Here is a 22,461-nt window from a genome sequence, read left to right as displayed (position 1 = left end):
GGCGCGGCGGACGCTTGTGTCCGGAGTGAATCATCGGTAGGCGGCGGTGCGGGCGGGAGCTTGGTCGTAACCGGCGAGGGCGGTGCGGTGGTGGGGCATGAGGAGGCCGGGACCGGGCCGGCGCGGAAGATGGGCGATAATGGCCGTCTGGGATCCGACTGCCGGACCGGCGACGAAAGACGACTCCTCGTCTTCTTCCAACATCTCCTTTGCACTATTAGCACCAGTGAAGTGCTCAGTTGCGGTCACGGACTGGTCACTGGTGCGGCTCTCCCTGCTGGCGGTTCGGCTCGGTCCCGTTCGCGGGACGTCGAGAGTGCCGACGGTGCGCCAGGTGGCGATCAGGTCGGAGATGAGATGAGGACGGCCGAGTTCGGCGACGACCTCCAGCGCCAGATCCATGGTCGATCGGGCATAGGCCTGTAGCGAATACGAAACAAGATAAACCTCCGTTGATTCGGCTCACCCATAGAGGCGGACGACCCCTGAGGGGCGCGCATTCGGGGTGGATTGGAATCGGAGTACGCACTGCAATGGCGGCATGAGCACGATTCAACTGACCGATGACGAGTTGCGCATCCTCCGGGATCACAGGAATGGCGCGCCGCACAAGTTCATGAGACTCGGGTTCGAGGCGCTCATCGTGCTGTCGACGGGGGCGGGCAAGAAGTTCGCCGCCGGGTTCGCGGGGCTGATCCACCGAGACGATCAAGAGATGGGTCGGGCAGCGGAACGAGTCCGGACTGGCGTCAATCCGCACCGGATACGCTGAGAACGACAGCGCCTCGAAGCTCGCTCGGGAGCAGGTGGAGGAGACGAGGGGGCGCCCTGCCAGCCCCCGTCGGAGCAGGGAGTCCCCACCGATTTCTGGGATGTTTCTCGCCTGGTCGATTGGATGCGCGAGCATTTCAACGTCGAGTACGGGTCCAGGTCCTCCTGCCACCGCCGATTCCGAATGGCGGATCTGTCCTTCCACAGGCCCGTGGGCGTGGACCAGCACCGCGCTCCCGAGGCGGAGATTTAGGCCCGCATGGAGCAGATCGACGCCGAGATCGCCGAGATCACGGAGAGGAAGCAGGACGGACGGGAGGAGGACGAGGCCCATCGGGAGACCGGGAAGAAGGAGGAGAACGAGAAGGAGGACGACGGGAATAAGGGCGGGGGGAACGTCATAGTGGTGTCCGCCGACGAGGCGGCACCTGGCACGAGGTTATTATTCGCAGGGCCTGGTGCAAGAAGCGCGCCCAAATGAGGATCAGGGTCGACCGGGAGCGGCAGTCCTAGAAGTACATCGTGTTTCTCTACGAATCGGACGGGAGGGTGGATCTCATGCAACTGGAGCGGTGTAACACCGACAACGTCGTAAGAGCCTTGACCGAACTCACTCTGAAGTACCCGAACAAAACGATCGTCGTGGTGCGGGACGACGCCAGCCAGCATAAGTCGAGCACATTGCGCGCGCAGACGGGGAAGGGGAAACCCCTGGAGTATGCCCAGTTCATCAGCCTGCCGCCCCGCAGTACCGACAAGAACCCCGTAGAGAGAGTCTGAGACAAGGGCAATAACTCCATCAGCAACAGGCTGAGGAGCTTCTTCGAGGACACCTGCAAAGCATTCGAATCCTTCGTCACCTCGAAGAAATTCAAGTATCGACCCTTCAGGTCGTCTCGTTAAATTTTTACTACAATCCCTCCCGCACCACCACGCCGACCCCCGCCAGCCCAGTGGCCCTCCCGGTGAGAAATACCCCCTGACTACCGTCACCCCCTACACGCATTCGAGAAGACCATCACCACAGTCCTCGTGCTCTACGTCTTCAAAAGCACACCTCAAATAAACGTACAGATGCCCTGAAATAACTTTCAAGCGAGATGACTGACCAAAACGAGGGCGCAGGCATTAATTTCCGACTCCGAATCATTGGAAGGATCCCAATACGGGCTGCCGCCGAAACTCTTGGCGCGCGAAACATTTGCATCCAATAGAGTGTCATACGCTTCGGCAATATTCTCAAGTTTGATCGCCAGAGTCGGGGCCGACTCCCAGTTGAGAAGATATTTGAATCCGCAGACCAAAGACCAGTGTTCGTCATCACTGCCCTCGGCCAACCAGTAGTGCCCGACTCGATTTGTCTGATTCCACGTCGCCACAGATGACAAAAGGCCATACGTGGGAGTCAATTCGCGGAGAATACCGAAGCCCATGATGATCTTATTGTCGGAAGCGAAGGTTAGAAGGCCGTTATTGCTCACCGAAACCATCGGAAGCGACTGTTTGTAAAATTGTGGAAATACTTTATTGTAAACATAGTTCACAACTTCAAGCGACTCCGCCTGACCGACCATCGTCCTCAATCTCCTCGAGTTCAGTGTTTCGAACAACATTAGATTCTCGCACTTTGAAAAGTTTACGCGAATCAAATGTCGTCAACTGATGGTTCGGACAAGCGCACCATCAGTCTCTCCTTCCACTACATCGCAGATCAACAAATCCCGCAAGTCCCAAAATTGATACAAGTTTCATAGCGTCCAGGTTCATAGCGTCCAGGCCGGTCAGGGTCTCGGCGAAGTCGGTGGGGATGGTCTGATGTCCGGGTTGTCGGCGTGTTAGCGGAGGCGCGGGGCGACCGGACAGTGACGATGGGTGGCGTCTTGAGTCATCCTAGCCGTCGGGGAATCGCGCCGCCATGTCATCCACCACAACCGCCCTGTCGCGCTTGACCCCTGCTGGAATGAGTGATCGACCCGCCGCAGGACCGGCGCGGGGCACACCACGCCCTAATACCACGATCCTGCGCCCGACGGCGGCGGGGTCCTGGCGGAGTGCCGCACGCTGGAGGCGATGCGCGAGCACGTCACCAACCCGGACCCAGCCGGTCTGTGGAGTGAGCGGAGTCCTCAAATCCGACGCATCTCGTTGACCGCCGGGAATGCGGTGGAACAGATCGGCCGACTCGTCATAGCTGACTGCGGCCTCCCGATAGTATCCGAGACGAACCGATAACGCACCGATGTTGAACGGGCAAACGGCGCGCTGACGTTCGGCCCCGGAGAGCGATCGATACAGCGCGAGCGACTCTTCGAAAAAATTCACTGCATCACGGAGACCATCACCCCAGGACGCCGTCAAACCGTTGCGAAACAACTCCCGCGCCCGGCGGCGCAACTCGTCCTCGGACTCATTCCTGCTTCCGTCATCGGCCATGACCGGCCTCCTGGCCGGGCGTCACCGGGAGCGCGGCGACCCCGAGCTCTCGGAACCTTCTCCGCCCATCGCCCGTGAGCGTCCGCCGGAGGAGATGTCCCGCCTTCCAGCCGGTCCGCGGGGACTCAGAACTCGTCGGTTCCGAGTATGTCCGCCTCCAGCCTGTCGGCAATATTCACAACGCGTTCAATCGAATCCGTGATCTCACTGGCGTCGATGTTCTCCAAAGGCATCGCAGTCGTCACGAAAACCATGTTATCGTTTATGATGATGCCGCCGACGACCATATCCTCAAGACGTCGCGCAGCATACATGACCTGCTGCGGATTCAGCTTCCCGATAGGCGAATTCACCTTGAACCATTCGGCTCCCGAGTTACAGGTCGCATGCTCGAGGAAGACGAGTTGGGTACGAAGGTTCGAGGTATTGAAGACGAGCTTCAGAAGATCATCGTTCAAGATTTCATACTTGTAGGTTCGATCTATGAAGCCGACGAAATCTCTCCACGTGGCCACGGCAGTTCCCCCGGGCGGCCGTCAGCCCTGCTTGCAGTTGCAGTGGGGGCACCGATAATTCTGCGCACCGTAACTGACGTAGAAGACTCCGCCGCAGTTGCCGCACACGCGACGAATGTTGACATTCCCGTGCGGGCTCGCATCAGCAACGTAAGTGAACATCTCAGACCTCCGTGATGTTGTTCCGATCACGGCGCAGACGTCATTCGCGAGGTCGACCGGACCTCTTCGTAGACGCCACACACCCCTTAAGTCGCTCATCGCGACGCCGAGAACGTTATCACAAGGGGCGGGGGCCGTGTAGTCTCACTTCTGAGACAAAAATTCCGGCGCCGGGATCGGCGGGGCGTCTGAAAACTAAGGGTCGGACCAATGCGGTCTCATAGGCTGCGGCCGACGCCGATGAAGTCTTCTGCTGCCGGCGCCGCGCCATCGCGCAGGATAAATCTCGAGCACTCTGCTCGTGCGAGGCGCCGAGGAGGGCGGGCCGCTGCGGAAGGGGAGCGGCCGCCCGGCCGGCCACACCTCCGACCGATCCGTCCGCCCGGCCCCGCCCCTCAGGAGGCCGTGACCTTGACCACCCGGTTGGCGCGGGCGGCCGCCTCGATGAGGTTCCCCTCCGCGTCGAGGTCGGGCACGCGCCCGGGGCACTCGGCCCCCAGGCCCTGCACCGTGACCGACCCCTCGGGCACGCCGCCGGCGACGAGCAGGTCGGCCACCGCCCGAGCACGGTTGGTGCTCAGCGCGGCGCGCCCCTCCGGCGTGGCGGCGCTGGCCGTGCAGCCGGTGACGGTGACCGTCGTGGTGCCCGAGGCGACGATCTGCCCGGCCAGGGCGAGGGCCGTGGCCCTGGCGGCCTCGGGGTCGAGGAAGGCAGCCTCGTCGGGGACGAAGGGCAGGACCGACTCGGGCAGGGTCACCGAGAGCGATGGCGCGGGAGTTGCTGGCGCCGAGGCGGAGAAGGACGTGGTGGACACGTCCACCGGAGTGACCGGCGGCAGGTTCTCCGGGACCTCCTGCGCCGCGGTCGGGGACTGCGTGCCCTCCTCGAAGGAGCCGCCCGCCGTCTCAATGACAGTCTTCCAGATCTCGGTCAGGCGCGCCTTCGCCGCCTCGTCCAGGCTCTCCTGCGGGGCGACGACCTCGCCCATCCCGTACCAGCGCACGCGCACGCCGGTCAGATCCGGCAGAAGGTGCAGGTCGGCCATCGCGCGCACGCTCGCCGCGACGTCGACGCCCGGCGCGAACAGGCCCGTCTGCGGCAGGGAGACCGAGCCCACCGTGGGCAGCCCGTTGTCGATGACGACGATCTTCGGGTTCTGGCCCTCGCGCACCTCGTCCGCGGCGGCGGAGATCCCGGCCAGCACATCCGCCTCGGGGGAGGCGGCCACCGAGGCGGCCAGGGTTGTGCGGATCCTCTTGGCGGCGGCGATCTCGTCGCGCTTGATCGCCTGGGAGGTCTTGCCGTGGACCTTCAGGTCCACCCGCTGCACGGGGGCGAGCTCTCCGCCCGTGGAGTGAATGGTCGCCTTGCCGTGCCCCGAGACGGCGCCGGCAATGTCGTCGTCGAGCCCCGGCGAGGGCCTCATGGCGTCGAGGACCGGCTGGTTCTGACGGGTGGAGTAGACGAAGGCCGTCCGCTCATCAGAGGAGTTGGACGAGTCCTCGCCGCCCATGCCGCACGCGGCGAGGCCGGTGCAGCCGACGACGAGGGCCAGGAGTAGGGACAGGTAGCGGGTGAGGCGCCGAGCGCCCTGGTTGCGTGTCATGTGCTTCTTTGACGGACGCCGACGGCGCTGCGACGCCGGACGACGCCGGGCGCCAGCGACGACAACGCCGGGGCCGTCGGGCGACGTCGGACCCCGCGGCCGCCGCGTCCGTCAGCAATGACATGTCAAGAAAGACCTCATCCTCCCCACCACCCGCCCCGCGCACCCAGCTCGGTCTGAGCGCGTCCCTCCGCCGTCTCGGCATCTCGACCAATCTGCGCAAGGCCGAGCGCCAGGGGCGCCACGACCACAAGGTCGATATCGACGACGACGGCTCCACGCCCTGGACGAGCGCCGAGTTCGAGCGCTGCCACGAGGCCGAGATGATCATCTCTGCCGAGCTGCGCGACGTCATCGCCCCCATCGACAGCCGACTGGCCGTTGACGCAGAGCGACTCCGCCAACTGCGGGAGCTCATGGCCGCGCCCCGGCCCGAGCCGGGCGCCCCGCCGCCCGACCAGTTGGCCGCCTACCGCGAGCGCCGCGCCGCCCGCGAGGAGGCGGCCCGGGCCCGGCAGCGGCGAGCCGACCTCCAGGAGGTCATCAACAGAATGACCACCGACCTCGCAACGCGGCGCCACCTCCTGGAGCAGTCTACCGACCTGGTCAACCAGGTCGCCGCTGTCGGCAACGCCAGGGTCTCCGCCTACCGGCGGGGCCTGGTCCGGGGCCCCTGGTGGAGGCGCCTGTTCGGCCGCCCCCGCCGCGTCACCGCGCCCGTTCCCGTCTACCAGCCCCGCTCCGAATGGCTCATTGACCTCCCCCTGCTGCGCACGCGGGTCGTCGACACCCCCGAGGTCCTCGTCTGGGCCTGGGAGGCCTTCCGCGAGACCGGGGGAGGGGCCCCGCGGCCCCGCGACGGATTCCGAACCGCCATCTCATGAACCGCAGATAGGAGCAGCACATTATGAGACTCGCATTCCGACGTCGGCCTCGTCGCCCGATCGACCCGGCCGATCAGATCGACCCGGCCGACATGCTGGAGGACCTCTCCTTCTACCGGGACGACGCCCGCGACCTGTCCGAGCAGACGCCGATAACCGTGACCAACCACGCGGAGATGCTCTCCGTGGCCGAGCAGCACGGCATTGCCGACGCCACCCGCCCCGTCCACGACGCCGACTCCCTGAGCACCGGTCACCGGCCCCTGGAGTTCATCCGCCGACTGGAGGCCTGGGGGCGCGTGAAGGTCGCCGAGGCGCGCATGCGGGCCCACGAGACCCTTGCCGATCAGCGAAGCATTATCGGCGCGATCACTGCGGCCCTCCGCAACCAGACGGAGGCCGAGCAGGAGGTCGATCGGGCCCGGGCGAGGGCGGAGCGCGCCAAGGAGAAGTGCGCGGCCATCCTCGGTCCCACGGCCACCGCCTGGGTCGAGGCGGCCGGGCTCATGCCCGTCATCCTCCTCTTCATCATCCTCATCGCCTTCGGCGGAGAGGTGGCGTTCAACAACTACGCCCTGGGCATGCTCGACATGGGGTTCGCCGAGACCCTCGCGATCGCCTTCGCGCTGGGCGTGGCGCTCTGCGCCTGCGCCACCCAGGTCGCCCGTCTCTTCCAGAACAAGCGCTACCTCCTGGGCGGGGCGGCGGCCTTCCTGTTCACCGCCGTGCTGATCTGCACCGCCCTCATGCTGACGTTCCTGCGGCAGGAGGCGGTCGTGACCGCCGGCGACGACATCTCGGGGGCGACCGACGTCAACGCGTCCAACGGCTTCGACCAGTTCACCCTCCTGGGCTTCTTCGCGATCCAGTTCATACTTCCCATAACCATTGGGCTTATCGAGTACCTGGATCACCCGGTGGCCCGCGTGTTCGGCAAGGCGCTGCGGGAGGTCCGCAAGGCGGAGAAGAGGGCGAAGGCCCTCGCCAAGAAGCTCCCCGCCCTGAGGGAGCGCCTGGACGTCGCCGAGGCCCGCCTGATCATGATCGAGGCGCGCGCCGAGGAGGAGGTCGAGCTCATCGACCGGATCGTCGAGGATGCCAAGGAGGCCTACCTCACCGCCTTCATCCAGGCGGCGGGGGACCCAGAGGTCACCAGCGCCATGGAGCAGCGCCTGGATGCTATCGAGGGCGGCCGGCCCACGGCCAGTCCGATGCGGCCCAGGCTCCGCACCGTGGGCGGCGAGGGCGAGGCGTGACATGTGGGTGTCCTGGGTCTGGAAGAACCCCCTCCGCCGCGTCCGTGCCGACGGCCAGTGCCGCTGGTGCGACCGCATCCTGACCGTGTGCCCCGCCTGCCGGGGCCAGTGGCGGGAGGACGGGTGCCGCGCCTGCGGACTCGGCGTCGTCTGCCCCGAACACGGAGCCTTCTGGCTCGTGTGAGGCGGACATGCCGCAGTGCCGGGGGACGGCCAGCGGGGCTCGACCCCGCCAGTCGTCCCCCGGTGTCCGGGGGCCTCTCCGGACCAGTAGCTGGTCGCCGGGACCGGCCGTCCCGGCGTGCGGGGCCCGCCGTCGTTTCCGGGAGTGCGGCCGTCGCCGCCCGTGCCGGCTCCCGGCGTCTGGGGTCCGCCGGCCGCGCCCGCCCGTCGTCGTCGGACGGGCCGAGGCCCTCACCAGTAGCCCGACTGCCTGCCATCGACCAGGGCGAGGACCGCGCAGCCCACGATGCACAGGACCACCGTCAGGGCCCCGAGCAGCCCGTAGAGCGACCAGGAGATGAGCGCGAAGGTGGTCAGGGCGAAGCGCCCCGTGGAGGTTATGATCGAGAAGTTGAAGGCGGAGTCGCCGCCGCGGAGGAATCCCAGGGTGTGCAGGGCCGCGAGCGCGAAAGCGACCAGGAGCCCGACTCCCACGAGGACCTGCGCGAACGTCCCGGTGACGGAGCTGGTGAACATGTTATTCATTCCGAGGGAGAACAACCAGCTCACGCCGATGGCGATGAGGCAGGTGATGAGGGAGTCCACCATGCCGATGGCCAGGATCCTGCCGACGCGGAAGTCGGTGTTCTCCCCCGCGAGGAGCGGGGGCACGAGGGTGCGCAGCGCGATCACCAGGAACACCTGGAACAGGCCGCTGATCAGCCCCGCGGCCGACATCGGCGCGTGGAACATGATGGCGGCTATCACCTCGCCCCCGGGCCACATGCCCAGGGAGTTCTCCACAAACCCGACCCCCAGGTCCCATCCCGTGGCGCTGTGCACGGAGACGGCGAAGACGTCCATGACGACTCCGACGATGTACGGCGCCAGCGACAGGCCGATCGTCAGCACGAGAACCATGATGAGGAGGTTCTTCAGGGGGGCTCGCACGATCACCGCCTCCCGCGCCCGGAGCCGGCGCCGGCGTCCGACACCGCCGGAGTCCTCGCACCCGACGCCGGAGTCCCCGCGCCCGCCGCGCCGTCGGGCGCGCTCATGAGGCGCCACCCAGGATCCCGCCCACCAGCAGGCTCGCCGGGTTGGGGGTGTAGGCGAGCAGGGTGATCACGCCCAGGACGGGCACGGCCGCCGCCATCGCCGCCCCCAGGGGCTGGGACGCCCGCGCCGCGATCGGGGCGGCCAGGCGCAGGAAGCAGACGAGGACGGCCAGGGCCACGACGACCGCTGCCGAGGAGCCGATTCCGAGGACGTCGGCGTGCAGGAAGTCGGCCCTCTGGCAGACCCGGGTCATGTCCGCCAGCGCCTCGGTGCGGCACCGGCCGAGGCAGTTGTCGGCGAACAGGGCGCTGATCCCCGTCAGGGCCGCCAGCGTCGTGGACAGGTTCAGCCAGAACCGCGCCGAGCGGATGCTCTGATTCGCGTGGTTCTTCGGGTGGCGCTGGGTGATCCGCCTGCCGATGAAGTCGAGCGCCCCGCCGATCATCCAGCCGATGCCGAAGGCCCAGGGCATGAGGCCCAGGTCCCCGTCGCCGGTCGTGCCGCTGACCCAGGAGGACAGGAAGGCGACCCACTCGCCCGCTCCGATGAGCAAACCGGCCGAGGTCGCCAGGAGCTTGAAGCTGCCACTGGGGCTGTCGAGGAACCAGTCGACCACCATGGCCAGGCCGGCGCTGACGAGGCAGGCGACCAGGATGGGCTGGGCGAAAGCCCGCATCAGGTCGGTCGGCGGCGAGGACGAGCCGATCTTCACCGCGGCCCGGGCCCATCCCGCCAGGGTGCAGTAGATCGCACTGGTCAGGGTGCGGGCGCAGAGTTGGCCGGGCAGGCGCGAGAGGCGCCGCTTGTGGCGGGCGATCCTCTCCCTCTCCCGGGTCGCCGAGGCGGCGGTCTCCTCCTCCTGGGCCCACCGCGCGTCCTGGGCCTCCCGGCGCGCGATCTGCGCCCTGCGGTCGTCGGCGGCCCTGACGAGGACCGCCCGGGCCACCGCGAGGGTCCCCAGGTCGTCGTCGGCGGCGGCATTGACCCGTTCGACGACGTCGCGGACCCAGAGCATGGCCCCGACGTCGTCGGCCGCCGCGCGCCTGGCGGCCGCGGCCATGCGGGCGGCCGCGCCCGCGCCGCCCGCCCCGTCCCGCAGGGCGATCGCGAACATCTCGGGCAGGGCGGTGCGGTAGGCCCGCCGCGCCAGGACCTGGTAGTCGGCCGGGAGCGGACCGGTCAGCGCCTCGGCCTGGTCGCGCCACCGGCCGAGCAGGTGATCGGCCCTGGCGGCGCGCCCGGAGTCGGAGGCCTCCGCGTACGCGGTGAGGGCGTGCTCGCAGACCAAGGAGTGGAGCCAGTCGAGGGCCGCCTCGTCGCCCGAGTCGGCGGCGCGGATGCAACGGGCGAGGGAGTCCTCGTCCAGGGCCGCGCCCTCGTAGTGGATCGGCCCCTGCGGGTCGCGGCGCATGGCCTGGAGGCGCATGAACTCGGGGACGGTGGGGTTGTCGCTCATCTGGCCGCCCTCCGGCCGCGGCCCGCGGGGGCCGTCTCGACGGCGACCGACCGCACCGGGGAGGCGGCGAGGTGGCGGCCGCGGACGCTCTCGACCGGGGTGGAGGTGATGTCCGCCACGACGACGGAGCAGTTATCGCCGGCCCGCCGGGCGTAGATCGCCGAGACGACGGCGTCGACGACCCGGTCGGGGGCGCGGTCCGAGGCGCACAGCCCGCGCAGCTCCGCGGGCTCGAGCGCGCCCCACACGCCGTCGGTGCACAGCACGTAGCGCTCCGTGCCGCCCTTGAGGTCCTGCTCCCACACGTGGGCGTCGATCCGCGCCGAACCGCCCAGGGCCTGGGTGACGGCGGAGGAGCCAGGGTCCTGCGTGCGGTCGTCGATGCTCATGCGCCCCAGGCGCCCGCCGGCCACCCGATAGATCCGGCAGTCGCCGACATTGGCCATGACCAGTCCGGCGGGCCTGATCGCCAGGACCGCCGCCGTGGCCCCCATCTCCGGGGTGTCCCAGGCGCGGCCCGCCCGGGTGATGCGGCCCGACAGCACCTCGAACCAGGCGTCCCAGTCCTCCGGGGCCCGGCCCGGGTCCGCCTCGGCCAGGGCCGTGGCCGCCAGCGCCGCCGCGTCGGCGCCGCCCGCGTAGCCGCCCATGCCGTCGACGACGCCCACCACCGCGCCCGCCTCCGGTACCCGGCCGGTCCACGTCAGCCGGGTACCGGTGACGGCGGCGACGGCGGAGACGACGACGATGGCGTCCTGGTTGCCCGGGCGCACCGGGCCGACCTCGGTCTGGCCGCAGATCGTGGCCGTGACGGCGCGCGCCGTCGCACTGAAATCCTTCGGACCGCTCATGTCCGCCTCCCCCGATCTCTGTTCGCCCATCTCGCCCGGGCAGACTTCCGCCGCTTCTGGTCGTTGTCTCCGTGAGGAGGACGACGGCCCTATCATCCCCCCTGCCCGTCACCGGCGCATCATCCGCGCGGTGACGCGGGATCCGGGAGGGCCCCGGTGCCTGCCCGGCCCGATCCGCTTGCAGCGGTTCACCTGCACGACCGCCAGCCGGTTACAAGGCGGAAGCCGGACTTCGTTTTGCAGTGGCGGGTTGGATAAAGGATATGGCGATATCTTCGGAGACTGGCGGGATCTGGCTGTGGGTGCCAATGCAGGCGCTGATCCCCGGGCACGCCGACCAGAGCCCGCATCCGCACGGGGGTGCCGATGCGCTCGAGCGCCGCGCCGACGTCGTCCAGGTCTTCCCCGACCACGACTCCGTCACCCGCCTGATCGGATCCGTCCTACTGGAGCAGCACGAGGAGTGGCAGCACGGAGAACGCCGATACCTCTCCCAGACCTCACTGCGACACCTGACCGACATACTCCAGCCGACAACAGCGCCAGCGGCCGCGCCGCCCTGCCCGCCATCACCACCTGACCGGAAGAACACCACACCAAGAGACTTGACCCATGGGTCGGGGACCGGGCCGGGCGCGGCGTCGGCACGCACGGGTCAGCGCGCGGGCGAAGCGGGCCCGTCCAGAGGGTGAGGATCTCCAGGGTCTGGTTGACGCTGGCCCTCAGGGGGCGGGAGCCGGGCAGGTCCGGCCGGTAGGGCCCGCACACGGCGGCGTCGACGGCCCTCCACAGCTCCGGGGCGAGGCGGGCTGCGGCGGCCGTCCGGCCGCTGAACAGGAGACGTCCACCGCCCGGTCCCCGTCGTGAAGGCGGCGCATGATCTCCTTGGCGGACCTCTCTCGGACCTGCTCGCGCGCGGCGTCGATCGCCCGGGTCAGGGCCTCCTCTCAGGCGATCATCGCCTGCCTGTCGGTCGACCGCGGCTCGTCGGCCCGATTGTCACGGACCCATCATCCTCCCCGCCGGTCACCGGTACATCACCTGCGCGGCGGCGCGGGACCCGGACGATTCCCGGTATCCGTCCAGCCCCACCCGGCGGAAGGGGAGGACCAGGCGGGGGCCCGGGCGGCGCGGGACCCCGACGGTCCCCGTGGCGCTCTGGGACCCGAGCATCGGGGCCGCCGTCAGGCCCGGGTCCCGAGTTTCGGGCTCCTCGGGCTCCCGGGTCCCGGACTCCTCCGGGTCCTGGACGACGCCGTCCGCGCCGGGCGCACCGATGGCGGAGGCCCGGACGATCAGACCGAGCGCCTCCGACGCGCGGCCCGCATCCCCGTCCGCTTCCCCGCCTTCCGCCCCGACCGCCGCCGGGTCCAGCGTCCCCACCGTCCTCAGGGTGGCGATGAGATCGGAGATGACGGCGGCGTCGCCGATCTCGCGGGCGGCGCGGAAGGCGGTATCGATGAGGGCGCCGCGCTCCCAGTCCCCGATCCAGGCGGAGCGCTCGCCCTCGGACTCGAACTGGAAGCGCTGCTCGTCGGCCCGGATGATCGCGGGCACGGCGACCGCCAGGGCGAGCCGGCACAGAGATGCGGTCTGCTCCGGGTCGCCGACGTCGAGCGCCCAGCGCAGGAAGGTCTGCGCCTGGGCGGAGTCGAAGTGCACCCTCTCGCGCTGACGGGCATTCGGGCTCAAGAAGCCACGGGCCTCGTCGAGAGCTGTCATCGCCCGGGGGAAGAGCCCTGCTCTCGAGTAGGCTCTGGCTACACTCACCAGGCAGATGACAATGCTCATGGGCGGCGCACCGGAGTCTATGAGAATAGTCTTGGCCTCCGTGAAAAAAGGAATGGCGCTCCAGAGATCATCCTGGAACGCGAGACTGTTTCCAATACTGATAAGGCACTGCGCTTCCAATACGGGTTCGCGCCGAATGGCGCCGCGGGCCGCTTCGAGGGCCTTCTTGCCGGAGCGGAGCACTTGGGCATTGTGGCCCACCATCGCCTGCCGGTAGGAGTCGAGGAGAAGGAGTTTGGCCTGACCGACCCCCTGCTCTGGGTTATTCACCAGCAGTTCCTCAGCTTTTTCGACCTCCTCGCCGAACTCCTGCACCCTGCCCGCGGACAGGAGGACGTTGGCCAGAGTCGCCCTCGCCGTTCCCACGTAGACGGCCGAAGCCCCAGTCCTCTCACGGATCTTCACGACCTCACGAGCATGACTCACGGCGTCGTTGATATCGCCGCTGGCGGATTCCGCCAGTGCCATCAGTTCCAGAGAGGAGCACAAGTCCACCTCGAGTCCTTTAACCCGCCGATAGTACGCCGTCGTGCGGCGCAGGAAGTTGACCGCCTCGGCATGGCGGCCGGTGGCGTTGAGCCACAGGGCGAGCTCATCGAGATAGGTCATGTACAGGATGTGATCCTCGGGAACCGGCATGGTCTCATGGCATTCGCGCAGAACCTCCTCCGCCTCGTCCAGGCGCGCCTGCTGGGTGAGCAGATTGGCGAGGCTGGTGAGCACATGGATTCTCTCGTGGTTGGTGTCCCACACGTGGGAGAAGATATCCAGCGCCCGGCGCAGTTCGGACTCGGCCTCGTCGTCACGGCCCAGGGCCTGGAGCGCACTGGCCAGGCGCCAGCGCAGAGCACCCTCCGCCTGCTTGCGCACCGACCAGGAGCCGATGGTCTCGGCGAGCCCCAGGGCCTGACGGAGGAAATCGAGCGCCTGCACGTTCTGGCCGGTATTGACGAGGGCGACGGCCTGCTGGGCCAGCGCCTCAATCCTGTGGCCGAGGTCTTCGCTGTCCATGACGAGTCCTTTCACTGCTCGGTTCTGCTGGTCCCGCCGGTCTGCTCCCGGCGCCCGGCCGGGCTCACTGCGCCCATCTTCGTACACGGCCGCCGGGGCCGCGGCCGTACGGGGCGCCACGTACGGCCGCGGCCCGGACCGGCCGGTCCGCCCGTCGTCTTACGAGGCCGTGCTCGCACTCCCGTCCGCGCTGGACGTCCGGCGATTGGCGAGCCACTCGTCCAGGAAGGAGGTTCCCGAGGACGAGGACCCCGTGCCCTCCTCGTCCTCCTCCGGGCCGTTGGAGGCTCGCTGGAGGAGCCGCTTCCGGGCCTTCTCCAGGTCCTCGGCGTTCAACGGGCGGGCCCGGCCGAAACCGTTCCAGCGCACCCGGGCCGCCTCGACGGCGTCGATCCGGTCGCAGGCCTCGTCGTCGTCGATGAGGGCGGCGACCCGCTCGTTGTGATCCACCTGCAGGGTGAAGGCCTGCGTCTGCCCGTGCGGCGAGGCCAGCGTCGTGGCGGCGCGCAGGGAGGGCAGGCGCGTGAGCGGGCCGCCCGTCCACGTGCCCAGGCGGTCGTGCGCACGCGCCGCGTCCACGCCCGAGGAGCGGAAGGCGAGCAGCGTGGCGGCGTTGGCCTCCAGGGCGCCGAGCATCGAGGGGGAGAGCTGGCCCAGGTGCTGGTGCGCCAGGACGACGCCGGCGCCGAACTTGCGCCCCTCGGCGAGCAGGCGCGACAGCGCGTCGCACTGGACCCGCTGGACCTCGTCGACGACGACGAGGAAGGGGCCGCACTCGGACTCCGGGCGCCCGGCGGGGCCCCACTCGGGGTGCCGGCCGCGGGCGCCCCGCCCGGTGCGCCGTCGGGAGGTCAGCGCCATCTCCGCCTCCATGAGCAGGGTCATCGCCACGAAGCGGGAGGTGTCCTCCCCCACGGCCGGGGTGGCCAGGTCGACCAGCAGGATCCCGCCGGTGTCGATGATCCCGGCCACGTCGAGCGTCTCCCGACCGCTGCCGAACACCTCGCGCATGACCCTCGAGCGCACGAGGCGGTCGAATTTGCACGAGACCCAGGCCAGGATGTCGGAGAAGTCGCTGCTCCTGTTGTCGGCGAGCTCGGTGCGGATCTCGCGCGCGAGGACCGGGTCCGTCTTGGCCAAGGCGCGGGTCAGGCCCTGCAGGGAGTCCCGGTCCGCGAGCATGGCGGGCACCAGGGTCAGAGTCGCGTCATCGCCCAGCAGGGCCCGCTGGGCGGCCATGATCTGCCTGAAGATCCGTTCGAAGCGCGGGCCGATGATCCCCTCATGGCGGGGGTCGAAGATCTCGTAGAGCATGCTCATGACGTCCTCGAGGACCTTCTCCGCGTCCCGCCTGCGGAAGGGGTTGAGGCGGACGGGGTGGTCGGTGTCGTCCAGGCGGACCAGGGTGATGCGCCCCAGGACCTCCTCGGGGGCCTCGGCGATCATGGCGTCGACGGTGCTGCCGTGCGGGTCGAGCACCATCATGCCGCCGCCAGCGCCCGCCGCGCCCCGCCCGCCGCCTGCGCCCGCGGCCGCCGCGCTCAGGACGCCGTGGCCCACCGCGCGCAGGAGCGTCGACTTGCCGGTGCCCGTGGCGCCCACGACATGCACGTGGCGGGTCAGCAGCCCCGGGGCGACGCGGACCGGGGAGCGCCCGCCCTCCGCCGTGATCGCGGTGCCCAGGCGCAGGCCCCTCGCGGGGGCCTCGTCGTCAGCCTCGGGGGTCTCGTCGGCGAGCGGCACGTCGGAGAGCACGGGCTGGACGCAGCGCACCCCCATGACCACGGTCTTCGGGCCCGCGATCGGCAGGCGGGTCAGGGCCGCGGCCATGGTCTCGGGCACGGCCCGGCCGCGCAGCAGGTCGACGTCGCCCTCCCACAGGCGCTCGGGGTCCTGGGCGGCGGGGCGGATGAGCAGGCCGTTGGCGGCGGCGTGGAGGGCGACGGCCAGCCGCCCGGGCAGGTGCCGGTCCCCGGGCACGCCGACCAGGGCCCGCATCCGCACGGGGGTGCCGATGCGCTCGAGCGCCGCGACGTCCGACCAGCCCTCGGCGCGGGAGACGACGTCCTCCAGCATCCGGGCCTCCACCGGGCCGGCGGGCGCGAGATGGAGGCGCAGGACTCCGCCGGTGTCGCGCAGGGCGTCCAGCAGCATCATGCCGGACCCGGGCAGATAGGCGGGCCACATGCCGCGCGGCGCCGTCGGGGGCGGGTCCAGCGTGGCCAGGTCGCCGGAGGCGCACGGGTCGGGGGCCGGGCCGGGCGCGGCGTCGGCGCGCCCGGGCCAGCGCTCGCGCTCCTCGGTCGCCGCGACGATCTCGTGGAGGCCGGCGGGGCGCGGGATCTGCGGGGGGTCGGGCTCCTCGGCCCACACGTGGACCCCCCGGCCGCACCAGGCCAGGTCGTCGCCGAACCCGGGGCCGACGCCGGAGGCGTGCAGCAGGATGGTGACGGCGCCCAGGCGCCGAGCGCTCATTGTGAGGGTGAGGCGGGCGTCGGGCTCGAGCGTGGCGACGATGCCGAGGAGGCGGCCGGAGACCGCGGCGCACACGGTGGCGGGCTCGTCGGCGCGCACGAGACGGTCGAGCCGGTAGCAGCGGGATGAGGTGCGGGTGCGCGCGTCGACGGTCATGATCGTCTCCTCGAGTCGGCGGAGGGGTCCGCCGTGTCTGACGGACGCGGGGTGCTGAGCGAGCGATGCGAGGAACGCGAAGGATGTCGTTGAGCACGCTCATCGGCTCAGACATCCGTGCGCCACTACCAGAAGGCTCAATACCACTACATCAGCCACCTTGACACCTGTCACACCTAGATGTTGCATATGTCACAAGTATAACAATTGAGACAAGTGATTCGCGTTGCCGCCGGGCATCCACGGTATAGAGTGACCCCGGATGTTCGGGCACCTGACGAATGCCCGTGCACCGATGAGTATCATCCTCATTTTAAGTACTGAACGGAGACTCAATATGTCCGATGAACTCGATGCCATTCCCCTGAACACCGACAACCCTGAACCTCGCGTCGCGTGTGCAGTTTTGGTAGACGTATCTGGTTCCATGAGTGGCGCCCCCATCCACGAACTCAACAAAGGATATTCGGACTTCCGAAGGTTCCTCCGTGATGATGAATTGGCGGCCCGGCGAGCTGAAGTAATCGTAATAGAATTTGACAGCAGCGCCCGAGTGGCCGTTCCCTTGCAGGAGGGGAGGTCACTTCCTGCACACACTTTCACCGCTAGCGGACTTACCTCAATGGGGGCGGCTATCACTAAGGCTCTCGATGTGATCGATAATCGCAAACAGGAATACAAATCCGAAGGAATCGAGTATTACCGTCCCTGGATTGTCGTATTCTCAGATGGGATACCGACTGACGAGCAGGTTTTCGAAAGTGCAGTCAAGCGTCTCAACGAGATGATCGCCCGCAAAGGAGTTACGGTATTCCCCATCGGCATTGGCGATGGGGCAGACATGACGACCCTCAGTCGTCTGTCTATGCCGCAACGTCCAGCCGTCAGACTGGATGGAGTCAACTTTAGTGCTTTCTTCAACTGGCTTTCAGATTCTATGTCTGCTGTCGCCAATAGTCAGACCTCCGGATCTAATGACGCCGAGTTGGCGGCGATGACCGAGCAGGTCCAACTCACAGACATCTCTGGTTGGGCCGCCATCTAAAACTTACAGGAGCACACAACAGCAACTGGTCGCACCTATCGGGCGGAAAGAAATAACATGAAACACTCTAACAAAACCAGCCCCACAACCATACCTTCGGTAGTGGGAGGACGGGTAACTGGTATCAAGCATACGAAAGCTGGAGAGGGATGTGATGACGCATTCGCATGGATCAGTTTCTCAAACGGCGCACAAGTACTTGCAGTCGCGGACGGTGCGGGAAGCGTCACGGGAACTTCTGCGTGGGGTTCCTGGGCGGCTACACAATTTGTGACATTAGAACCCGTCGCCCGATCACTAGTGGAGCAACTGGCTGCGGCCACAAATAAAGATCGAGCTTCATACATACTTCGACTCGCATTTCGCAGCGCATTGAACTATGTTCTCTTCTTCGGGAAGCTCATGGATATCTCACCCGAGCTCATGAACACGACTCTGTGCGTTGCCGTTCTAATTCCAGGTCATGCGTACGTTGCAGAGATTGGCGACGGAATAGTCGCCATAATGGGTGACGATAAAGCCGAAACCGTATTGATGGAAAATAAAGGCGAATCTGCCGCAACAGACACTTATTTTCTACAATTACTCGGAAAAAATGGCAATCATTCCCAATGGAGATTCGATGATTTTGGTCCGATTCCGGCAATCGCGCTTTCCACTGACGGACTTCGTTATAAAGTAACTTCATTCAAAGATGGGTACGCCGCCTATCCTAACATATTCGAAAAATTGTGGGAATATCTTGAAGCAGGCAAATTACCTCGATACTCTTTGGAAAAGTGGCTGCGTACTAACGCATCGCAGGACGATCCTCCCGGCGATGACAAAACTCTACTGTTGGCTATTCGCGAGGATGCTGCTTCTATGAGCGGTAAAACAGGTGCGAGTATTCTCAGCGATTGCAGTCCGAGGCCGGGAGACCCGGAGCCCGTCGTCCCCACCACGGAGGACCCGGAGCCCGTCGTCCCCACCACGGAGGACCCGGAGCCCGTCGTCCCCACCACGGAGGACCCGGAGCCCGTCATCCCCACCATAATTAATTCCTTAATTACTTACGACTCACCACAAAATCATCAAATGCGATCGGAGGGAGGATGCGAGACTTTTTTTAAAAAAATTCTTCACTTTTTTCTCAGGAAGGTTTTTAACTTTTTCAGAGGCTCTAGAAATTGCGTTTTCAACAATTGTTCTCCCGGATATGCTGAACAGTTTTGGAATACTTCCGGTCGCCCTACATATGCATCAAATTCAAGAGTAGAAGACGAGGTATCGAAAAATCAGCCTGCCGTCACTAAGCAAGCATCGGCTCCTGACTCATATTTTCCCACTGAAGAAGTCCGATTCAGAAATACTCATGGGACGCATGAGGTTAAAGGATCCGAGTCATCAGTGTCGCAGCAACAGTCTCTTCGCTCGACTTCTGAGGATCAGCCAATTTCCGCTATTGAGGGAAGACGACCTCGTCGGCCCCGCCAGCCCCGTCCACACCGTCGTAGCACGTCGAACGACGGCAACAGTGACTTTTAGCTGAACCGGATGGACGCATAATATGACCATATATCTAACAGGGAGTGGAAACTCCATCAACACAGGACGGCAGCTGGGAAGACCTGGGGGTGAGGGAACCGTATTTTACATACATGGACAGCCGCATATGGTTGTGAAAATCTATCACGATAAGAACATCAACAGAGTGCGGCAGGCAAAAGTACGCGCAATGGTGGCAAATAAGCCTCAACAACGCACTGCGTTAGATAAGCGTAGCGGCGTACGGGTCCCAGTTTTGGCATGGCCCGAAGACATCGTGATACAGGAAAACGGTGAAGTTTGCGGATTCACAATGAGAGCCGTTGACATGACGCAGGCTGCCGAGATTCACAACATAGAAAGCCCTTATGCGCGTGAAGCACGGCCGTGGACAAAAGGACTTGAACTAGGGCTTCGCTCACACATCGCACGCAATCTTTGCTTCCTCGTAAGTCAGATTCACAGCGCAGGCGCCATTATCGGAGATTTTAATGAGCGCAATATTCTGGTGTCCAGTAATCTTATTGTGTGCATGATAGACTGTGATTCTATGCAAGTCAGCGATTCACATAGGTACTATCCGTGCACTGTATTTCAAAACGGATTTATAGCTCCTGAGTTGATAGGTAAAAACCTAAATACGACGAAGCGTCACGTTAGTTCTGATTATTTTAATCTTGCAGTACATATTTATTGTCTTCTCTTGGATCGACACCCCTTCCGCAATGGAATTTATGCGGGTTCGGGAGAAAAGCCTAATAATGGAGCTCTGGCCCAGCACGGTCAATGGCGGGGTCGCGCTAGGGGCGGTATTCTTAAAATTGAGAAAAATCAAATCGACCCGAGAGAGCTCCTTCCTGAAAGCATGATTTTCCTATTCGAAAGAGCTTTTCAACTTGGCGCGATAGATCCAGATTTGCGTCCTTCGGCAGACGACTGGGAAGCCGAACTGAGAAAATTTATTGGCGACTGGAAGCCTCGTCGATAATATTATGAAGTTTATTCATGGGGTGCTCTTGAAGATGTGGAGTGAGAGTGCGGCGGTGATGGTCTGTTCGAATGTGCGCAGGGGGCGGCGGTAGTCGGTGCGGGTGGATTCTCCAGGACTTGATGTAGGACTTGATGTGGGCGATGGTCCGTTCGACGACCTGGCGGATCCGGCTGATGCTCCGGTTGGCCTCCTTCGCGGCCTCGCTCAGCTCGCCGTTGGGGGGCTTCTTGTGGGGCGTGATCATCCCCCTGCCGATGTATCCCTTGTCGGCGATCCATCCGGAGGGGTCGATTCCCTCGAGCAGTCCGGAGGCGTCCAGTGCGGCCACGTCGTGCATGGATCCCGGGTAGGGGTCGGAGGCCCACACCAGCCTGCCGCTGGGCAGGACCAGGATCTGGACGTTCATGCCGGTCGTCCCGTGCTCACCGCGACCACGATTCGCGGTGATTCCGCCGGCTCCAGCAGGGGAAGAGGGTGCCGTCCAGGCAGAAGTCGCAGCCCTCGGGCATCTCCTCCGCGGTGAGCAGCAGGTCCTTCAGGGCCTGGACGATCGCATCGGTCATGGCCTTGATGGCCCGCGAGATCGTGGGCTGGGACACACCGAGCTGCTCGCCGATCACCGCCTGCGGAATGTTGTGGCGCATGTAGATCAGCACCGCCTTCAGAGCATTCCTCAGTCCCATGCTCGGCGGACGCCCCTCGACCCCCTCCTCGCGCAGACGGATGAGCAGATCGGCGAACTTGGCAGTGGGCAGACCCGTGGTATACTTCATGGCGATGGTCCGTTCCTTCATGAGTTTGTTGACGTTGTTCACCGGCCATCATACCTCATGGGAGCGGGCCATCATAATATCGTTTCCCGGAAATGCGACCAGACACCTGCTGAATAACCTTCTATGTGTTTAAAATTCAGAGTCGAGAAGAGGTTATGATGTCATTGATTGATTGTCCTCGCGGACACCAGTTCTCCGACCATCTACCCGAATGTCCCTACTGCCGCCACGAGAAGTTAATTTTTAGCATTAATGAAATTAAGGAGAATCAAACAAGATTATCCACTCCGAAATCAATCCTTTCGCCGTCATACTCCTCATCGCCTTCACCGTTATCGTCTTCATCCTCATCTTGGTCCACATCCTCCTCCACACCTTATCGTCCACGCCCATTTAACACAGCATTAAAATCTATCTCAGCAATCATTGCGATAGTAGTTTTGATTGCAGTGGGTCGCATATTTTTTCAAAATTCACCTAAAGGCCCAAAAGGACCAGTCGTGCCTGTCGGAACCTGTCTGACACTGACATCGTCAGACGTGATAAAACTGCCATCAGATTGGAGCAGCAAAAAAACTCCTTGCGACCAACCAGATGCTTTTATTAAAATTATTAAAATTCAAAGTTCAGCCGAATCGCTTGAAGAGTGCAAAAACACAAAAGAGTGCTTTTGGATTAGATATAATAATTTTATATATCAGTACAATGTAATCCCTCATGTTGGCCAATGTTTCTATGGTTACGAGAATACAGCTTGGCCTGGCAGAGGGACATATAAGTCATTTGCATGGTCTCAGAGTCTCGTGCAGTGCGGAATGTCGTTCCCTGAATGGGTCGATAAATCCCTGGCAAGCACGCACCTGGAGGTTGAGGAGGCAGCCCTCAGACCAGTTCAATATAGGATTGAAAAACTTAATGTTGCATGCGATCAGGGACAATCAAATTGGGAAGTCACCTATTCAACAGGAACGGTTACCGCTATTTGCGCGTCGATTACATACCGATGACCTGGAAAACTATTTAGAGTCCAGGAGGGTTATTCAGGGGGTGGTCTTGAAGGCGTATAGTGCGAGTGCCGCGGTGATGGTCTGCTCGAATGTTTCCAGGGGTCGGCGGTAGGGCGTGTGGAGGATTCTCCAGGACTTGATGTGGGCGATGGTCCGCTCGACGGCCTGGCGGATCCTGTTGACGCTCCTGTTCTCCTCCTTCTCGGTTTCGCTCAGTTCTCCGTTGGGGGGCTTCTTATGGGGCGTGATCATCCCCCTTCCCACGTACCCCTTGTCGCCGATCCACCCGGAGGGATCCATTCCCTCCAGCAATCCGGAGGCGTCCAGGGCCGCCACGTCGTGCATGGACCCCGGATAGGGATCGGAGGCCCACACGAACCCTCCATCGAGCCGGACCAGGATCAGGGTCGTTCATCCCCGCGCTCCCGTGCTTGACCGACCACAGATCACGGCGCCCGCGCCAGTCCAGGCAGGGGAAGAGGGTGCCGTCCACCACGTAGTCGCAGTCCCGGGGCACCTCCTCGGCCGT

Annotated in this window: 22 protein-coding genes and 1 pseudogene; 10 read left to right on the top strand and 13 right to left on the bottom strand. The window is 64.9% G+C overall.

Annotation, left to right across the window (positions count from 1 at the left end; genetic code table 11):
- Window positions 1-30: 30 nt before the first annotated feature.
- Window positions 31-402, bottom strand: coding sequence for a hypothetical protein (locus G446_RS0110930; RefSeq protein WP_026410178.1), 372 nt, complete (start codon window positions 400-402; stop codon window positions 31-33).
- A gap of 139 nt (window positions 403-541) precedes the next feature.
- Between G446_RS0110930 and G446_RS0110925 the strand changes: the two genes are divergently transcribed.
- The 3 genes from G446_RS0110925 (at window position 542) to G446_RS19420 (ending at window position 1,551) form a co-directional block, all read left to right on the top strand.
- Complete coding sequence (locus G446_RS0110925; RefSeq protein ID WP_026410177.1) at window positions 542-772, top strand: hypothetical protein; 231 nt, start codon at window positions 542-544, stop codon at window positions 770-772.
- A gap of 258 nt (window positions 773-1,030) precedes the next feature.
- Window positions 1,031-1,252, top strand: a complete 222-nt coding sequence (locus tag G446_RS0110915) for a hypothetical protein (protein ID WP_026410176.1) — start codon at window positions 1,031-1,033, stop codon at window positions 1,250-1,252.
- Window positions 1,253-1,293: 41 nt separating this feature from the next.
- Window positions 1,294-1,551: a transposase gene (locus G446_RS19420; RefSeq protein ID WP_084779181.1), complete on the top strand. Its 258-nt coding sequence runs from the start codon at window positions 1,294-1,296 to the stop codon at window positions 1,549-1,551.
- A gap of 311 nt (window positions 1,552-1,862) precedes the next feature.
- Here G446_RS19420 and G446_RS20065 read toward each other — a convergent pair whose 3' ends face one another.
- The 4 genes from G446_RS20065 to G446_RS20640 form a co-directional block, all read right to left on the bottom strand.
- A complete protein-coding gene (locus tag G446_RS20065; protein WP_156916629.1) occupies window positions 1,863-2,345 on the bottom strand; it encodes a hypothetical protein in 483 nt (160 codons plus the stop codon).
- A 316-nt stretch (window positions 2,346-2,661) separates the two neighbouring features.
- Window positions 2,662-3,204, bottom strand: a complete 543-nt coding sequence (locus G446_RS20060; RefSeq protein WP_156916628.1) for a hypothetical protein — start codon at window positions 3,202-3,204, stop codon at window positions 2,662-2,664.
- 125 nt (window positions 3,205-3,329) lie between these two features.
- Complete coding sequence (locus G446_RS0110905; protein ID WP_156916627.1) at window positions 3,330-3,662, bottom strand: type III secretion system chaperone family protein; 333 nt, start codon at window positions 3,660-3,662, stop codon at window positions 3,330-3,332.
- Window positions 3,663-4,276: 614 nt separating this feature from the next.
- Window positions 4,277-5,488 carry an OmpA family protein gene (locus G446_RS20640; RefSeq protein WP_026410173.1) on the bottom strand — a complete coding sequence of 404 codons (1,212 nt, stop codon included), beginning with the start codon at window positions 5,486-5,488 and terminating at the stop codon, window positions 4,277-4,279.
- Window positions 5,489-5,610: 122 nt separating this feature from the next.
- On the opposite strand from G446_RS20640, the gene G446_RS0110895 reads away from it, so the two are divergent.
- Genes G446_RS0110895 through G446_RS0110885 form a run of 3 tightly spaced genes read left to right on the top strand, consistent with a single transcriptional unit; the run spans window position 5,611 to window position 7,812 of the window.
- Window positions 5,611-6,372, top strand: a complete 762-nt coding sequence (locus G446_RS0110895) for a hypothetical protein (RefSeq protein WP_026410172.1) — start codon at window positions 5,611-5,613, stop codon at window positions 6,370-6,372.
- 23 nt (window positions 6,373-6,395) lie between these two features.
- The gene (locus G446_RS0110890) at window positions 6,396-7,628 is read left to right on the top strand and encodes a hypothetical protein (protein WP_026410171.1); all 1,233 of its coding nucleotides are present in this window, start codon (window positions 6,396-6,398) and stop codon (window positions 7,626-7,628) included.
- 1 nt (window position 7,629) lies between these two features.
- A complete protein-coding gene (locus G446_RS0110885; protein ID WP_026410170.1) occupies window positions 7,630-7,812 on the top strand; it encodes a hypothetical protein in 183 nt (60 codons plus the stop codon).
- A 230-nt stretch (window positions 7,813-8,042) separates the two neighbouring features.
- Here the strand turns inward: G446_RS0110885 and G446_RS0110880 are convergent, their stop codons facing one another.
- The 3 genes from G446_RS0110880 to G446_RS0110870 form a co-directional block, all read right to left on the bottom strand.
- A complete protein-coding gene (locus G446_RS0110880) occupies window positions 8,043-8,741 on the bottom strand; it encodes a hypothetical protein (RefSeq protein WP_156916626.1) in 699 nt (232 codons plus the stop codon).
- A 103-nt stretch (window positions 8,742-8,844) separates the two neighbouring features.
- Window positions 8,845-10,305: a hypothetical protein gene (locus G446_RS0110875; RefSeq protein WP_026410168.1), complete on the bottom strand. Its 1,461-nt coding sequence runs from the start codon at window positions 10,303-10,305 to the stop codon at window positions 8,845-8,847.
- Window positions 10,302-11,156: a PP2C family protein-serine/threonine phosphatase gene (locus G446_RS0110870; protein WP_034470191.1), complete on the bottom strand. Its 855-nt coding sequence runs from the start codon at window positions 11,154-11,156 to the stop codon at window positions 10,302-10,304. The genes G446_RS0110875 and G446_RS0110870 overlap by 4 nt, the downstream gene beginning before the upstream one ends.
- Window positions 11,157-11,527: 371 nt before the next feature.
- Between G446_RS0110870 and G446_RS20050 the strand changes: the two are divergent.
- Window positions 11,528-11,695 (top strand): annotated as a pseudogene (locus G446_RS20050) (transposase); the annotation flags it as partial.
- A 487-nt stretch (window positions 11,696-12,182) separates the two neighbouring features.
- Here G446_RS20050 and G446_RS0110865 read toward each other — a convergent pair.
- Window positions 12,183-13,958 carry a tetratricopeptide repeat protein gene (locus G446_RS0110865; RefSeq protein WP_026410166.1) on the bottom strand — a complete coding sequence of 592 codons (1,776 nt, stop codon included), beginning with the start codon at window positions 13,956-13,958 and terminating at the stop codon, window positions 12,183-12,185.
- 159 nt (window positions 13,959-14,117) lie between these two features.
- The gene (locus tag G446_RS0110860; RefSeq protein ID WP_026410165.1) at window positions 14,118-16,589 is read right to left on the bottom strand and encodes a helicase HerA domain-containing protein; all 2,472 of its coding nucleotides are present in this window, start codon (window positions 16,587-16,589) and stop codon (window positions 14,118-14,120) included.
- A gap of 262 nt (window positions 16,590-16,851) precedes the next feature.
- Between G446_RS0110860 and G446_RS19410 the strand changes: the two genes are divergently transcribed.
- The 3 genes from G446_RS19410 to G446_RS19400 all read left to right on the top strand — a co-directional run bounded on the left by G446_RS19410 (window position 16,852) and on the right by G446_RS19400 (window position 20,149).
- Complete coding sequence (locus G446_RS19410; protein ID WP_084779178.1) at window positions 16,852-17,634, top strand: vWA domain-containing protein; 783 nt, start codon at window positions 16,852-16,854, stop codon at window positions 17,632-17,634.
- Between the two features lie 57 nt (window positions 17,635-17,691).
- Window positions 17,692-19,161, top strand: a complete 1,470-nt coding sequence (locus tag G446_RS19405) for a protein phosphatase 2C domain-containing protein (protein WP_084779182.1) — start codon at window positions 17,692-17,694, stop codon at window positions 19,159-19,161.
- A gap of 133 nt (window positions 19,162-19,294) precedes the next feature.
- On the top strand, window positions 19,295-20,149 hold the full coding sequence (locus tag G446_RS19400; protein ID WP_169721286.1) for a hypothetical protein: 855 nt from the start codon (window positions 19,295-19,297) through the stop codon (window positions 20,147-20,149).
- Here G446_RS19400 and G446_RS21050 read toward each other — a convergent pair.
- The 3 genes from G446_RS21050 to G446_RS17450 all read right to left on the bottom strand — a co-directional run bounded on the left by G446_RS21050 (window position 20,121) and on the right by G446_RS17450 (window position 22,331).
- Window positions 20,121-20,600 (bottom strand): transposase family protein, encoded by a 480-nt coding sequence (locus G446_RS21050; RefSeq protein ID WP_342664157.1) that lies wholly within the window; start codon window positions 20,598-20,600, stop codon window positions 20,121-20,123. The two genes, G446_RS19400 and G446_RS21050, sit on opposite strands and share 29 nt — an antisense overlap.
- Window positions 20,575-20,967, bottom strand: a complete 393-nt coding sequence (locus G446_RS21045; RefSeq protein WP_026410163.1) for a helix-turn-helix domain-containing protein — start codon at window positions 20,965-20,967, stop codon at window positions 20,575-20,577. Before G446_RS21045 ends, G446_RS21050 begins: the two co-directional genes overlap by 26 nt.
- 998 nt (window positions 20,968-21,965) lie before the next feature.
- Window positions 21,966-22,331, bottom strand: a complete 366-nt coding sequence (locus G446_RS17450) for a transposase family protein (protein WP_281170226.1) — start codon at window positions 22,329-22,331, stop codon at window positions 21,966-21,968.
- Between the last annotated feature and the right edge of the window lie 130 nt (window positions 22,332-22,461).

The organism is Actinomyces dentalis DSM 19115 (assembly GCF_000429225.1).
Lineage (GTDB): Bacteria > Actinomycetota > Actinomycetes > Actinomycetales > Actinomycetaceae > Actinomyces > Actinomyces dentalis.
Note: the sequence above shows the minus strand (reverse complement) of the source record. Positions and strands in the feature narration are given on the sequence as shown.

What these genes read in the sequence shown, in the direction of transcription:
- G446_RS0110930 (WP_026410178.1), bottom strand. Translation starts at nt 402, where the DNA reads ATGGATCTGGCGCTGGAGGTCGTCGCCGAACTCGGCCGTCCTCATCTC.
- G446_RS0110925 (WP_026410177.1), top strand. Translation starts at nt 542, where the DNA reads ATGAGCACGATTCAACTGACCGATGACGAGTTGCGCATCCTCCGGGAT.
- G446_RS0110915 (WP_026410176.1), top strand. Translation starts at nt 1,031, where the DNA reads ATGGAGCAGATCGACGCCGAGATCGCCGAGATCACGGAGAGGAAGCAG.
- G446_RS20065 (WP_156916629.1), bottom strand. Translation starts at nt 2,345, where the DNA reads ATGGTCGGTCAGGCGGAGTCGCTTGAAGTTGTGAACTATGTTTACAAT.
- G446_RS20060 (WP_156916628.1), bottom strand. Translation starts at nt 3,204, where the DNA reads ATGGCCGATGACGGAAGCAGGAATGAGTCCGAGGACGAGTTGCGCCGC.
- G446_RS20640 (WP_026410173.1), bottom strand. Translation starts at nt 5,488, where the DNA reads ATGACACGCAACCAGGGCGCTCGGCGCCTCACCCGCTACCTGTCCCTA.
- G446_RS0110895 (WP_026410172.1), top strand. Translation starts at nt 5,611, where the DNA reads ATGTCAAGAAAGACCTCATCCTCCCCACCACCCGCCCCGCGCACCCAG.
- G446_RS0110890 (WP_026410171.1), top strand. Translation starts at nt 6,396, where the DNA reads ATGAGACTCGCATTCCGACGTCGGCCTCGTCGCCCGATCGACCCGGCC.
- G446_RS0110885 (WP_026410170.1), top strand. Translation starts at nt 7,630, where the DNA reads ATGTGGGTGTCCTGGGTCTGGAAGAACCCCCTCCGCCGCGTCCGTGCC.
- G446_RS0110875 (WP_026410168.1), bottom strand. Translation starts at nt 10,305, where the DNA reads ATGAGCGACAACCCCACCGTCCCCGAGTTCATGCGCCTCCAGGCCATG.
- G446_RS0110870 (WP_034470191.1), bottom strand. Translation starts at nt 11,156, where the DNA reads ATGAGCGGTCCGAAGGATTTCAGTGCGACGGCGCGCGCCGTCACGGCC.
- G446_RS0110865 (WP_026410166.1), bottom strand. Translation starts at nt 13,958, where the DNA reads ATGGACAGCGAAGACCTCGGCCACAGGATTGAGGCGCTGGCCCAGCAG.
- G446_RS0110860 (WP_026410165.1), bottom strand. Translation starts at nt 16,589, where the DNA reads ATGACCGTCGACGCGCGCACCCGCACCTCATCCCGCTGCTACCGGCTC.
- G446_RS19410 (WP_084779178.1), top strand. Translation starts at nt 16,852, where the DNA reads ATGTTCGGGCACCTGACGAATGCCCGTGCACCGATGAGTATCATCCTC.
- G446_RS19405 (WP_084779182.1), top strand. Translation starts at nt 17,692, where the DNA reads ATGAAACACTCTAACAAAACCAGCCCCACAACCATACCTTCGGTAGTG.